Raw genomic sequence first — 13541 nt, 5'->3', positions numbered from 1 at the left:
GATGACCATGACACTACTGGAAATTATGCGCACCTCGAGCGTGATCCCCGTGATTGCGATCGACGATCCTGAACACGCCGTACCGCTGGCGCGCGCGCTGGTGGCGGGCGGCATCCGCGTGCTGGAAGTGACCCTGCGCACCCGGCACGGCCTCGAAGCGATCCGCGCCATGTCGGCCGTGCCGGGCGCCATCGTCGGCGTGGGCACCTTGACCCGTCCCGAGGAATTCGTGCAGGCACGCGATGCGGGCGCCGTCTTCGGCGTTTCGCCGGGCCTGACGTCGGCCCTGGTGGCGGCGGCGAAGAGCAGCGGCCTGCCCTTGCTGCCAGGCGTGATGACGCCAGGCGAAGTGATGGCGGCGCGTGAAAACGGCTTCCAGCAGCTGAAACTGTTCCCGGCCGTGCCTGCCGGCGGCATCGGCATGCTCAACGCCATCTACGGCCCGCTGCCCGACATCACGTTCTGCCCCACGGGCGGCATCTCGCAAGAGACGGCGTCGCAGTTCCTGGCGTGCAAGAACGTCGCCTGCGTGGGCGGCTCGTGGCTGACGCCGAAAGACGCGATCGCGGCCGGCAACTGGGACCGCATCACGGAAATCGCCAAGGCGGCCAGCGGTCTTCGATTGGCTTAAGCGGTACTGGCGCGGCAGGCTTTACGCTTGCCGCGCTTTCTTCTCTTCTTCTTATGCGAGTGCTGCGCCGCCCCCTCACCATCGGCGAAACCGCCATGGCCCGCAGCGTCTTCCAGGGCGCCATCGATTACGCGCGCGTGCGCGTCGTGCGCGGCTCCTTTCTACCGTTCGGCTTGCAGGACCAGAACACGGCCATGACGCCGCGCGGCAGCCTGCATTTCATGCCGGCCCAGTACCGCGACGACTTTTCCCGCGAAGGCAACAGCGGCAAGCTGTTCTTCATCCACGAAATGGTGCACGTGTGGCAGTACCAGCTCGGCTACGGCGTGCTGCTGCATGGCGTGCTGCTGGCGCTGCGCGGCGGCTACATCGGGCAGCGCGCCTACCGCTACGATGCGCAGGCGGGCGGCGTCCTGTCCGACTTCAACATGGAACAGCAGGGCGACATCATCGCCCATTACTTCGGCGCGCGCCAGCTGGGCATTCCCGCCTACGTGGCGAAGCTGCCGCAGCTGCAGGATATCCTGCAGGGCTTCCTGATCGACCCCGCCGACCGCCGCTTGCTGCCGCGCTGATGTCGCCGTTACTGCGCCAGGTTCGATGCCAGGCGCACGTCCGGCGCGCGCAGGCTGGCCGCCGCATCCTTGCCCAGCAATAAACGCAGGTCGGCGCCCGCGCCGATGCCGCTGCCGTCCGCCGCCTGCAGCTGCGGCATGCCGCCCAATGCCAGGGCCAGGGCGGCGGCCGCCTGCGCATGGCCGGGGCGGTAGACGATGCTGCTGGCCTGGACGCCGTACGGCCGCTGGTTGCCCAGCCGCAGCACGCTGATGCCCATGCCGCCCAGCATGCCGCGCATGCGCGCCGCCATCCCGGTTTCTCCATTGCCGTTGATGACTTCCAGCCTTGGCAGGGGCGCCGCCGGCGCCACCGGTTTTGCCGGGACCGGCACGGCCGCGTGCACCGCCACGGGGGCGTCGCGCCAGCTCAGCGCGAAGATATTCGGCTGCAACCGCGTCAGCTGCAAACGGCTGGACGGGGCCGTTGGTGCGGGCGCCGGTGCCAGATCGGGCGCGATGGCGTCCGCAGTGACGTCGACGGTGCCGATGCTGCGCGCCAGCGCCGCGATGGCCAGGTCCAGGTTGGCGCGCGCCGGCTGCTGGCCGTTGTCTAGCTGCAGCGACTGGCGCAGCACGGCCGCCGCCTGGGCATACTCTGCCTGCAGGTACAGCACATAGCCGAGGTTGTTGTAGGTCCTGGCTGTCGGCGCCTCTTGCGCCAGCGTCTGCAGCATGGCGCGGGCCGTTTCCAGCTGGCCCAGCTGCGCGTGCAGCACGGCGGCGCCATTGCGCGCGTCGGGCGAGCCGGGCTCAAGCAGCAGGGCTTCGCCGTAGGCGGCCAGCGCCGCGCGCGCGTCTCCCAGTGCCTGCAGGCGCTTGCCCAGTTTGCAGAAAGCGGCCGTGCGGGTGTCGCGACTGTCCTCGCTGCGCGCCTGGGCTGGCGCGGCAAGATTGCCTTGGCTGGCCGGACCTGGCAGGTGGCCGCAGGCGGGCAGCAGGCCGGCGCAGGCGAGCATGAGCATCAGGGTGGTGTGCTGTGACATGGCGGTTCTCCGGTCAGCTGCCGCTGCCCATGCTGGGCAGGAGCACGCGGTAGATTTGCAGGAAGGCTGGCCCCATCAGGACGACCAGCAGCGAAGGGAAGATGAAAAAGATCAGCGGGAACAGCAGCTTGAGGGCGATCTTCGCCGCTTCTTCCTCGGCCATCTGGCGGCGCTTGGTGCGCAGCTGGTCCGACTGCACGCGCAGCGAGGCGGCGATGCTGGTGCCGAAGCGCTCGGCCTGGATCAGCATGGCCACCAGCGCATCGACATCCTCGACGCCCGTGCGCAGGGCCAGGTTGCGCAGCGCCCGCTCCTTGGTGTTGCCGGCGCGCAGTTCCAGCATCACCAGATGCAATTCCTCGGCCAGCACGGCGCTTTTCAGGGCGATCTCGGCCGCTACCCGGGCCAGCGCCGCATCCATGGCCAGGCCCGCTTCCACGCACACCGTCATCAAATCCAGCGCGTCGGGAAAGCTTTCGAAGATATCGCGCTGGCGCCGCTTGATCATTTGCGCCAGCACAATATTGGGCAGGTAGTAGCCGACGGCGGCCACGATCAGCAGCCAGAACAGCAATGCCTTGCCCGCCATCTGGCTGCCCGAGGCGCTCAGTCCCAGGAACAGCAGCAGGGGCAGGCCGATGGCCAGCATGGTCTTGGCGGAAAAGAACAGGATGGGCGCGGACGCCTGGCGCAGGCCGGCATTCATGAAGCGCCGGCGCATCACGGAGCCTTCCCAGCCCTGGTCGGGCAGCGACAGTTTGGCCAGGGGGCCGCTCAGGCGCACCATGCGCGCCAGCCAGGGGCTGGGCGCGGATGACGCGCCAGGCGCCGCCGCGCTCTTGCCGGTGGCGTTGTCCATGCGCTGGCGCAAGGGATCGGGGGCAAAGCTGCGCATGGCCACCAGCACGGTGCCGAAGACGGCGATGAAGAGCAGGGCGAGAAAGGCGATATGCACGGGATTCATGAGGGTTCTCCTTGCGGGCTCAGACGCGGATGCGGATGATATTGCGCATGACCAGGACGCCGCACGCCATCATCACCAGGGCGCCGGCGAGCATCTTGCGTCCGCCCGGGTCGACGAACAGCATTTCCAGGAACTGCGGATTGGTCAGGTGGATCATGGCCGCCGCGCCGAAGGGCAGCAGCGAGAGGATCCAGGCCGACAGCCTGCCTTCGGCCGACAGCACGCGTACCTGACCCAGCAGCTTGATGCGTTCGCGGATGATGCGGCTGATGCTGTCGAGCAGTTCGGCCAGGTTGCCGCCCGTTTCGCGCTGGATCAGCACGGCGATGACGAAATAGCGCAAGTCCGTGCTGGGCACGCGCGTGGCCAGGTTCATCAGGGCATCCTGCATGGCGATGCCGAAATTGACCTCGTCGAAGGTGGCGCGAAATTCCACGGCCAGCGGCGCGTTCATCTCATCGCCGACCATTTTCAGGGCGGTGGGAAAGGCGTGGCCGGCGCGCAGGGCGCGCGCCATCAGATCCAGCGCATCGGGCAATTGCTGCTCGATGCGCTGCAGGCGCTTGGCCTTGGCGCGCAAGACCACCAGCAGCGGCAGCAGGGCCGCGCCGGCCACCAGCGGCAGGCGCAGCATCCACGGCAGGCCGAAGTAGCTGAGCAGTAAAAACGCGGCGCCGGCCGTGGCCAGCATCACGCCGGCGAAGCTGGCCACGCTCCAGCTCAGGCCTGACTGTTCCAGCAGGCGGTCGAGCGCATGCACGCGGGGCACGCTGAGCAGCACGCGCTGCAGGGCCGGGGTATCGCTCAGCAGGCGCTTCTTGATCATCGAGCTGCCCGTGTCGCCATGCGCGCCGGCCGACATGATGCGCAGGCGGCGCGCCACCCTTTCCGCTTCCGGGCCGCGCGAGGTGTTCCACGCCAGGTATATGCCCTCGATCAGCAGCACCACGGCGATGAAGGTGAGAATGGCGAATACGTAATAGAGATAGTCCATGATGCTCCCCTTAATGGTACTGGCGGGCGGGATCGAACAGGGTTTCCGGCAGGCTGATGCCGAAGGCGCGCAGGCGTTCCAGGAAACGCGGCCGCACGCCGCTGGCATGGAAATGCCCCTGCACCGTGCCGTCCTCGCCGATGCCCGTCTGGCGGAAGGTGAAGATTTCCTGCATGGTGATCATCTCGCCCTCCATGCCCGTGATTTCCTGGATCGACGTGACCTTGCGCTTGCCGTCCGTCAGGCGCGACACCTGCACCACCACGCTGATGGCCGAACTGATCTGCTGGCGCATGGCTTTCACGGGCAGGGCCGCGGAAGCCATGCTGATCATGTTTTCCAGCCGCGTCAGCGCGTCGCGCGGGGTGTTGGCGTGGATGGTGGCCATCGAGCCTTCGTGGCCCGTGTTCATGGCGCCCAGCATGTCGAGCGCCTCGGCGCCGCGCACCTCGCCCAGGATGATGCGGTCGGGGCGCATGCGCAGCGCGTTGCGCACCAGCGCCCGCTGCGTCACCTCGCCCTTGCCCTCGATGTTCGCGGGCCGCGTTTCCAGGCGTACCACGTGCGGCTGCTGCATCTGCAGTTCGGCCGCGTCCTCGATGGTGACGATGCGTTCGGCCGTGCTGATGAAGCCGGAAATCGCATTGAGCATGGTGGTCTTGCCGCTGCCCGTGCCGCCCGAGATCAGGATGTTGACCTTGGCCTTGCCCAGCGCCTGCAGGGTGGTGCTCATTTCCTCCGTCAGGCTGTGCTTGAGCAGCAGGTCGGCCAGGCGCAGGGGCTGGGCCGAGAAGCGCCGGATCGACATCACGGGGCCGTCGATGGCCAGCGGCGGGATGATGGCGTTGACGCGCGAACCGTCGGGCAGGCGCGCATCGACCATGGGGCTCGATTCGTCGATGCGCCGGCCCACGCGCGAGACGATCTTGTCGATGATCTTCATCAAATGCGCGTCGTCGGTGAAGCAGACGTCGCTCAGCTCCAGGCGGCCATGGCGCTCGACATACACCTGGCGGTAGGTGTTGACGAGGATATCGGACACGCCGGGATCGGCCAGCAGCGGTTCGAGCGGGCCGAAGCCGAGCACCTCGTCCTGGATATCGCGGATCAGCGAGCGCCGTTCCAGCTCGTTGATCACCACGTTGTCTTCCGTGAGCACCTCGCTGACGAGGATTTTCAGCTCTTCGCGGATCTGCTCGCGCGACAGGCGCTGCATGCCCTCCAGGTCGACGCGGTCGAGCAGCGCCTGATGGGTGCGGTGCTTGAGTTGCTGGTAGCTGTGGCTCGATGCGCCCTGGTGCGCGGCATCGTCATTCAGGCTGGCGTCATCCTGGGCATAGCCCAGGCGGTCCCGCAGGGTGAGTTTTTCGGCAGTCATGTTCGGTCTCCGGTGAGTGGGGCGGTATCAGGCTCGAGGATCAGGCTGGAGCCTCAGGCGCGCGCCAGCAGCCGCGCCACCCAGCCTTGCGCGGCTGGCGGGGTCTCGCCGGCCAGGCTGGCGGCCAGTTCCTGCAAGGCGCGCGAGACGGGATTGTGCGGGGCCAGCTTGAGGATGGGCACGCCCTGGCTGACGGAAGCCGCCACCCCCTCGTAGTGGTTGGGGATGGACTTGTAGACGTGCTTGCCATACGCCGCCTCGAGGTCGGCCACGCGGATGCTGTCGCTGCTGGCATAGCGGTTCAGGATCAGGCGGATCTTGTCTTCGCGGTAGCCGAGGCCGCGGAACACGTCGAGCAGGCGCTTGCCGTCGCGCACATACGGCAAGGTTGCCTGCAGCACGGGGAAGATCAGGTCGGCCCGGTCCAGCGCGCGCACGCTGACGGGGTCGAGTCCCCGACCCACGTCGAGCAGGATGTAGTCGTACTGGCTGCGCGCCAGGGTCAGCAGCCGGTCGATATGCTCGGCCTCGACGTCGGCCGCATGGGCGGGATCGTCGGCGGCGGCCAGCACGCTGTAAGCGGGCGTGATCTGGATCATGCTGGCCGTCAGCAGCGAGGCGTCGAGGCGCACGATCTGCTGCGACAGCTGCGACAGGGTGGCGGCCGGCTTGTGGTCCGAGACGAACAGGGCGGCGTCGCCGAACTGCAGGTTCAGGTCGAACAGCGCCACCTTGCGCTGTTCGCCGGCGGCCAGCGCGTAGCCCAGGTTGGCGGCGATGAAGGTGGCGCCGCTGCCGCCCTTGCACGAGACGAAGGCCAGCACCTGGCCCTTGCGCGTGACCTGTTTCTGCAGCTTGTCCTCGATGCGGCGCAAGGCGGCGCACAGGGCCGCGTCGTCGTCGGGCTGCAGCACTTCGCGTACGCCGGCGCGCATCGAGCGCAGCAGGAATTGCGGACTTTGCTGCGGACATTGCACGATGATGGCCAGGTTCGGATGGCGCCCGCCCAGCAGCTCGAGCCGTTCCAGCTCCGCCTCGCCCGTCTGCTCCTGCTCCAGCAGCAGCAGGTCCGGCGTGACGCCGTTGTCGAATACATCCGGTATGCTCGCCAGCAGGGTGACGCGGTCGGCCGCGCTGCGTTCGCGCAGCAAACGGGTCAGCCGCTTGAGCTGGGCTTCATTCTTCGAGACGATGACGATATTCACTTGGTACTCCCCGGTAAAAGCGTTCGGTAAAGGCGTTCAGTTGATCTGGAAGCCCAGGCTTTCGGCGTGCATGACCACCACCGAGGCTGGCACGGCGATATTCAGAAAGCCGAACAGGCTGACCATCGGCGTGTAGCTGACGTTGTCGATCGAGACGCGCACGCTGTCGATGCAGCTGGCCGTGCGCGTGATGTCGCCGCAGGCCGACAGGTTGTCGCCCGGGTCAGTCGGCGGCAAGGTCACCTCGGCGCCGCTCTTGTTCAGGTAGCGGATGGTGATGTTGGCGGCCGTCAGTTCCGGCGCGGCCGGCAGGGCCGTGCCGCCGAACAGGGCCAGGGTCTTGACGGCGTCGGTCTGGTCGATCCAGCGCACCACCGCTTCGCGCGCGGCGCGGCGGCTCACTTCCTGCACCGTGTTGTACAGGTACAGCATGCGGCCGAATTCGAGGATGCCGAACAGCAGGGTGAAGAACAGCAGCGCCACCAGGGCGAATTCGACGGCGGCGGCGCCGTGCTGAGGCCTGGCCGGGGGAGACGATGAAAGGCGGTGGCGCATGGCGTTCTCCTTACAGCATGTAGCGCATGGTGGTGCGCGGTGCGAGCGGCGTGGCATAGGTGCTGGCCGCGCCGATCACGAAGGGCAGGTACTGTCCCACCGACAGCGTGTAGTTGACGACTTCGACGCGGATGCCGCCCGGCGCCGTGCCGTCGGTGCAGCTGCTGTCGTTGAATGCCGCGTCCAGACAGGTGACCGTCACGTTGGCCGTGGTGAAGTCGCTGATGCCGGCGCTGACGGCCGCGTCGGCCACCGTCTGTTTGGCGGCAGGCACGCCCTGCGAGGCGATGCCGGCCTTGGCCTTGACGGACATGTTGCGCGCCGCGTCGCGCGTGGCCTTGTTCAGCGCGTCGTAATACCAGAAGGCGCGGCCGAAGCCGAAGATGCCGGCCAGCAGGGTGACCAGCAGGGCCAGCACGATGCCGAATTCGACGGCGGCGCCGCCGCGCTGTTTGAGTGGGGAAAGGTGGATGCGCATGGCCGCCTCACTTGTAGAGTTTGATTTCGGAATTCGGCACGGGCTCGATCAGGCCCGCGAACTCGACGTCGAGGCGCTTGGTGCCGCCGCTGAAATCGGCCTTCATCGTCATGAAGAATTTGCCGATGCCCACCGCGTTCATGGTGCCGCACGAGGCCGGCCCGACGGGCGCCGTGCGGCAGTCGACCAGCACCACGTTGAGGATGCGGCGGTTGCGCTGGCCAGGATGGGCCGCCGACGGCGCCTGGAACGTGGGGCCGCTGGTCTGGTTGTACGGCGCAGGCGGCGTACTGGCAGGAAAGCCTGCGCCGGGGCTGACGGGGTAGCTGGTCGTGTCGAAGTAATTCGCCTTGGCCGTGCTGTACATGGGGTTGGCGTTGCCGTCCGCGACGCTATAGGCCGTGCCGGCCTTGGCCGGGGTGGCGCCATTGCTTTGGTAGGCGGGGCCGTACGACCACAGCACGCCGTAGCCGGCGAATTGGGCGAACGTGGCCGACGGCGCCGGGACGGCGCCGGCCGACGGCAGCTGGTAATTCGGCTTGTTGCCGGCCAGGCTGACCGGCTGCTGGCTGGGCAAGGTGCTGGCGCCCGGCTGCATCCAGCCGGTGGGCGGCGAGTTGGCGGCGGTGGCGGCGCAGGGCGAGGCGGCGCCCACGCACGGATATTCCTTGATGTTGGTGTCGGGCGGCGCCGTCGCGGGGTCGCACACGGAGGGGCCGCCGTAGTCGTCGAAGCGCGAGTTGAGCGAGGCGGCCAGCGAGGCCGTCATGCCCGTGTTCGTGTAGACCTGGCCCGAGCCGCTGCTGATGACGGCGCTGCTGCCCGTGCACATGAACGGCGCGGTGGAGGCGGCGCTGGAGTGCGAGGCGCTGCAGCTGCCGGGCGGGGCGTCGACGGGGTTGATCAGATAGGGGTCGGACGGGCCGCCCAGCGGATTGAGGCCGAACAGGTTGTAGGTGACGCCGCGGCGGAAACCGAATTCCACCAGTTCCGTCAGGCCCGTGCCGGCCGGCGCGGCCGGATACGTGTATTGCGCCGTCTTGTTGGCCGGGTCGACGGCGCACACGCCGATCGGCGTGACGTCGTTGACGAAGCGGCCCGCCACGGCCACGCCCGAGGTGCTGGTGCTGGCGATGCCGGCGATGCCCATCAGGTAGGTGGCGAAGGTCTTGCTGCCCGTGTCGACGCGGATGAAGGTCTGGCCCTGGGGGCTGGTGCGGGCGCTGGCGCCGGACGACCAGGGGCCGTCCGGGCTGGGGCCGAACTCGATGTTGGCGGCCGTGATGGTCAGCGGGGTGGAGAAATCGTAGCGGTTCTTTTGCGCGATGGCGATGGCCTTGGCCTGCGCATTGTCGATGCCGGCGGCGCTTTGATTGAGTTCCACGGCGCCTGCCAGGGCGGCGCTGTCGGCGCCGTTCTGCAGTTCCGTCTTGGCGATGTACAGGTGGCCCAGGTCCAGCACCAGGCCGCCCATGGCGAACAGCACCACCAGGGTCAGCCCCAGCACGATGGCGATCGCGCCCTGCTGCCTGTCGTGCCTGCGAAATGCGGTCTTCATGGCGGTCTCCTGGTGGCCTGGGGAAAGTGCATCGGGGGACTGGCGCCTATTGGCGTCCGCCCACGCCGATGGTGAAGACATTCGGCTGCGGTTCCGGCGCGGCGAACGATTTCTGGTAGCGCTGGTAGGCGCTGGCGCCGGCCTTGCCGTCGATGCCGCTGACCGGGTTGGCATTGCGGTAGGCATCCGGATACATGATCTGCTGCGCCTTGAGCAGGGCCACCGATTCGCCGAAGTGGGAATCGAGCACGGGCGTGGTGGTGGCGGCGCAGCCGGCCAGCAGGCATAACAGGGTGGCGCAAGGCAGGCAATGTGCGGTTTTCATGGTGCTCTCCTAGTTGAGGTCGAAGCCGGCGGCAGGCTGGGGCGCCGCCGCTTGCGGCGGCATGGGCGCTGCCGGCGCTGCGGGGGCGGGAGCAGGAGTGGGCGCGCTGCCTTCCATTTTTCCCTGCATGAACATGTCGCCGCGCGTCGGCTGGATGTAGCCGTCGGTGGGCAGCTTGTAGTCGGGCGGCAGCGGCTTGACCAGGTGCGGCGTGATGATGAAGACCAGTTCCGAGCGGTCCGTCTGGAAGTCCGTGCTGCGGAACAGGGCGCCCAGCACGGGCACTTCGCCCAGGCCTGGCAGGGCCTTGATATTGCTGGTCACGTTGTTCTTGATCAGGCCGCCGATGGCGAAGCTCTGGCCGTCGAACAGCTGCACCGTGGTGGTGGCGCGCCGCGTCGTGAACGAGGGCAGGATGGCCGTGGCCGAGATGCCGGTGGCGGTGATGCCGATGCCGTCCTTGTTCAGGTCCGACACTTCGGGCGCCACCTTCAGGTTGATGCGCCCTCCATCAAGCACGGTGGGCGTGAATTTCACGGCCACGCCGAACTCCTTCTCTTCCAGCGTGATGGTGGGCACGCCGTTATTGTTGCTCTGGCTGACGGGGATGAAGATCTTGCCGCCGGCCAGGAAGCTGGCCTCCTGGCCGCTGATGGCCATGATGTTCGGTTCGGCCAGCACCTTGATCAGGCCATCGCGCTTTTGCGCGTCGAGGTTGAAGAAGTTGTTCTTGCTGGCGCCGCTCAAGCCGCTGGGATTGTTGCTGAGCAGGCTGGACAGCAGCGAATACGACCAGCTGCCGATGGTCTTGTTGATGCCCAGGCTGGCGCCCAGCTGGTCGACCAGCACCTTCGACACTTCGGCCACCTTCACTTCCAGCATCACCTGCTGCGGCGCGGCGATCGACAGCAGGTTGATCACGCGCGGTGCGGCCGCATCGGGCGTGGCGGCGGGAGCGGCAGCGGCGGCGCCCGCGCCCGCGGCTGGTGCGGCGCCGGAGGCGGCGCTGCCGCTGCGGGCGCTGCGCTGTACATAGGCGTTGGCCAGCGACAGGGCCTGGTCGGCCTTGACGACATCGCTGACCATGCCCGACAGGATCAGGGTGTCGCCCGCCACCGTGACGTGGATCTTTTCGTTCGGCAACAGTTCAGCCATGCGTGCCTGCAGGCTGCTGCTGTCGATGCCGACGGCCAGGTCGATGATGGTGGCGTCATTGCTCTTGTTCCACAGGATCAGGTTGGTGGTACCGACGGAGCGGCCCAGCAGGTATACCTCGTTGGGGTTGAGCAGGATGACGTCGGCGATGCGCGGGTCGCCGACGGACATGCGACTGGCGGCGAACGGCAGGCGCATCAGGGTCGACTTGCCTTCGGCCAGGCTCATTTGCGGCGCCATCTCGGTGCGGCCGGCGCGCGATTCGCTTTGCGGCGGCGTGGCCCTGGGCCGGACGGCGGCGCGGCTGCTTTTGGCGGCCCCGGTGTCGGCGCCAGCGGCGGTGGCGGCAGCGGCGACGGGTTCGCCGCGTGCCTGGGGCGCCAGGGCGCCGATCATGGCGAGGGCAAGCGCCAGGCTGAGTACCCGGCTTCCGCTTGCTGTGCAATATGTGCTCATGGCGTGACTCCTCTGGTGCAGGTTAGAATTGTTGGGAGCTGCGTTCCAGCCCCTTGATGACATCGACGCGCGGACCGGCCTGTGGTGCCGGCGCGGCGGCGGGACGGCGGCGTGGCAGCGGCTTGGCTTGCACTATGGCGGCGGGGGCGGCCATGGCGACCTTTTCATCGAGCAAGCTGGACTTGGTGGCGCCTTCCGTGTTGACGGGCTTGTCCTCGATCTGGTTGCGCAGCACCAGCGAGAGGGTGCCCACGCTGCGCGCCAGGTCGAGTTTTTCCGCTTGTTCCGGCGTCAGCTCCAGGGTCACGGCGTTGACCACCTTGGGCTTGGTGTCGTCGCGGTTCGATTCCTGGGCGATGGCGAGCACGAGGATGCGTTCGAGCACGATCTTGGAAATATTCGGATCGCGGTCCGGCGTCTTGCGCGCCCCTTCGCCCTGGGTGTTGACGAGGATGTCGACGAAGTTGCCGGGCAGGGCGAAGCCGGCCACGCCCACCACGTCGTTGACGCGCACGGTCATGGCGCGCTTGCCCTCGGCGACGACGGCCGACAGGCCGCCTTGCGTGCCGGGAGGCGCCAGCTTGCCTTCCATGATCGGTTCGCCGTGCTGGATGCTGGTGCGCGTGACGCGCGTTTCCAGCAGTTTCGGATCGTTGATGGCGCCCGGCGGCAGCGCGTTCGATGGCCAGTCCACCATGCGGACCATGTCGGGCGTGAGGCGCGCCCCCAGGCTGATGTCGACCTGGGCCACGGCCACCTTGTTGATGTTGCCCGAGGCTTGGGCATTGATCCAGCGCGCGGCCACGATGACCGCGGCGAACGCCAGGATGACCGCAATGGCCATCATCGTCAGAGCGCGTGCGTTTCTCATTTTGCTTCCCCTTTGTGCTGGACCGCTGCCGGTCCGTTATGTGTGCTTGCAAGGTCGTCATCGCTGCCGAAATAGTTTTGCCATGCCCAGAACAGCACTTCCGGGGACAGCTGCGCCGCGTGGTCCTCATAGCGCGCCTGGTCGCAGACCTGCGCCAGGATGTCGCGCGGATAGCAGGCCAGCAAGGGCCGCTTGTAGAGGCTATGCAGGTGCAGCAGGTAGGTATAGGAGGCTTCGTCGAAATTGATGCCCAGCTGGGCGCAGGTGCTGCGGAACACGGCCAGGTAGTGGTAGGCGCTCAAGGGACCCACATGGATCTTGTAGCCGATGCGGCGCAGGAAGGAATCGTCGGCCAGCTGCTGCGGCGCTAGGTTCGACGAGAACACGACGATGACGTCGAAGGGCACGGGGAATTTGTAGCCCGTGTGCAGCGACAGGTAATCGATGTGGCGCGCCATCGGCACGATCCAGCGGTTCATCAGTTCCACGGGCGAGCAGCGCTGGCGACCCAGGTCGTCGATGATGAAGATGCCGTTGTTGGCCTTCAGGTGCGGCGGCGCCTGGTACAGGCGGGTGCCCTGGTCGAATTGCAGGTCCAGCATGTCGAGCGTCAGCTCGCCGCCCGTCAGCACGGCGGGGCGTTCGGCGCGCACCCAGCGCGGGTCGGATGGCACGAGGCCTTTGCTTGACAGGGTGTGCAGCATGGGGTCGAGGAAGGGCAGCACTTCGCCGTCGACCATCACGGCATGGGGCAGGGCGATGGCGCCGCTGAGCAGGCCGTTCAGGCGCTCGGCCAGGTAGCTCTTGCCGCTGCCGGCGGGGCCGTGGAAGAACAGGGCGCGCCCGGAATTCATGGCCGCGCCCAGCTGGTCGAGCACGGCCGAACTGGCCACCACGTCGCGGAATTCGCGCTGCACGTCGTCGCGGGTGACGTGCATGTCGGCCACGCTTTGCGCCAGCACCTGGTTGCTGTAGTCGGCCAGGGTGACGGGGGCGGGACCGCTGTAGGCGTTGCGGCGCATGTACTCGGCGGCGCGCAGGCGGCCCTGGTCGCCCAGCATGTAATACAGGTCGGCGTCGGTGCCGCTGCCGCCGTTGCGGCGCGCTTCGCACAGTTTTTCGGCGCGCATGAAGGTGAGCAGCGGTTCGAGCACGCCGGCGCCCAGTTTCACGTGCGTCGACAGGGCGGGCAGGCCGATCTGGCCGCGCAGGAAGAGGATCTTGACCAGCAGTTCGACCAGGAACAGGAAGGGCAATCCCGTTTCCTCGACCGTGCGTGGCGCGCGCTTGGCCGCCGGTTCGACGCCGCCGCCGTCGCTGCGTTCTGGATAGGTGTCAGGCATGATAGGTACTCCTCGCTGGGGTGGCTGG

At 67.6% G+C, this 13541-nt stretch carries 14 protein-coding genes; 2 read left to right on the top strand and 12 right to left on the bottom strand.

Annotated elements, in window-relative coordinates; all coding sequences use genetic code 11:
* Window position 1: 1 nt before the first annotated feature.
* Window positions 2-631 (top strand): bifunctional 4-hydroxy-2-oxoglutarate aldolase/2-dehydro-3-deoxy-phosphogluconate aldolase, encoded by a 630-nt coding sequence (gene eda, locus AC07VH_RS22920; RefSeq protein WP_475416845.1) that lies wholly within the window; start codon window positions 2-4, stop codon window positions 629-631.
* Between the two features lie 95 nt (window positions 632-726).
* A complete protein-coding gene (locus tag AC07VH_RS22915; protein WP_494789061.1) occupies window positions 727-1206 on the top strand; it encodes a Rhs element Vgr protein in 480 nt (159 codons plus the stop codon).
* An 8-nt stretch (window positions 1207-1214) separates the two neighbouring features.
* Here the strand turns inward: AC07VH_RS22915 and AC07VH_RS22910 are convergent, their stop codons facing one another.
* From AC07VH_RS22910 to AC07VH_RS22855, 12 genes are read right to left on the bottom strand one after another with little or no spacing between them, the layout of a single operon-like run.
* Window positions 1215-2231, bottom strand: a complete 1017-nt coding sequence (locus AC07VH_RS22910) for a LytR C-terminal domain-containing protein (protein WP_494789060.1) — start codon at window positions 2229-2231, stop codon at window positions 1215-1217.
* A 13-nt stretch (window positions 2232-2244) separates the two neighbouring features.
* Window positions 2245-3195 (bottom strand): type II secretion system F family protein, encoded by a 951-nt coding sequence (locus AC07VH_RS22905; RefSeq protein ID WP_475416843.1) that lies wholly within the window; start codon window positions 3193-3195, stop codon window positions 2245-2247.
* Window positions 3196-3214: 19 nt separating this feature from the next.
* Entirely contained in the window at window positions 3215-4189 is a 975-nt protein-coding gene (locus tag AC07VH_RS22900; protein WP_475416842.1) for a type II secretion system F family protein, read from the bottom strand.
* A 10-nt stretch (window positions 4190-4199) separates the two neighbouring features.
* Window positions 4200-5567 (bottom strand): TadA family conjugal transfer-associated ATPase, encoded by a 1368-nt coding sequence (locus AC07VH_RS22895; RefSeq protein WP_475416841.1) that lies wholly within the window; start codon window positions 5565-5567, stop codon window positions 4200-4202.
* Window positions 5568-5620: 53 nt separating this feature from the next.
* A complete protein-coding gene (locus AC07VH_RS22890; RefSeq protein ID WP_475416840.1) occupies window positions 5621-6772 on the bottom strand; it encodes a CpaE/TadZ family protein in 1152 nt (383 codons plus the stop codon).
* A gap of 36 nt (window positions 6773-6808) precedes the next feature.
* A complete protein-coding gene (locus AC07VH_RS22885) occupies window positions 6809-7327 on the bottom strand; it encodes a TadE/TadG family type IV pilus assembly protein (protein ID WP_494789059.1) in 519 nt (172 codons plus the stop codon).
* Window positions 7328-7337: 10 nt separating this feature from the next.
* On the bottom strand, window positions 7338-7805 hold the full coding sequence (locus tag AC07VH_RS22880; RefSeq protein WP_475416838.1) for a TadE/TadG family type IV pilus assembly protein: 468 nt from the start codon (window positions 7803-7805) through the stop codon (window positions 7338-7340).
* A 7-nt stretch (window positions 7806-7812) separates the two neighbouring features.
* Window positions 7813-9363 carry a pilus assembly protein TadG-related protein gene (locus tag AC07VH_RS22875; RefSeq protein WP_494789058.1) on the bottom strand — a complete coding sequence of 517 codons (1551 nt, stop codon included), beginning with the start codon at window positions 9361-9363 and terminating at the stop codon, window positions 7813-7815.
* Between the two features lie 46 nt (window positions 9364-9409).
* The gene (locus AC07VH_RS22870; protein WP_494789057.1) at window positions 9410-9688 is read right to left on the bottom strand and encodes a hypothetical protein; all 279 of its coding nucleotides are present in this window, start codon (window positions 9686-9688) and stop codon (window positions 9410-9412) included.
* 9 nt (window positions 9689-9697) lie between these two features.
* Window positions 9698-11299, bottom strand: a complete 1602-nt coding sequence (locus AC07VH_RS22865) for a type II and III secretion system protein family protein (RefSeq protein ID WP_494789056.1) — start codon at window positions 11297-11299, stop codon at window positions 9698-9700.
* Window positions 11300-11321: 22 nt separating this feature from the next.
* Window positions 11322-12170 (bottom strand): Flp pilus assembly protein CpaB, encoded by an 849-nt coding sequence (gene cpaB / locus AC07VH_RS22860; protein ID WP_475416835.1) that lies wholly within the window; start codon window positions 12168-12170, stop codon window positions 11322-11324.
* Window positions 12167-13513 carry a DUF8689 domain-containing protein gene (locus tag AC07VH_RS22855; protein ID WP_475416834.1) on the bottom strand — a complete coding sequence of 449 codons (1347 nt, stop codon included), beginning with the start codon at window positions 13511-13513 and terminating at the stop codon, window positions 12167-12169. The genes cpaB and AC07VH_RS22855 overlap by 4 nt, the downstream gene beginning before the upstream one ends.
* Window positions 13514-13541: the final 28 nt, after the last annotated feature.

The sequence above is a fragment of the Janthinobacterium sp. GW821-FHT03C10 genome, assembly GCF_059420865.1.
Note: the sequence above shows the minus strand (reverse complement) of the source record. Positions and strands in the feature narration are given on the sequence as shown.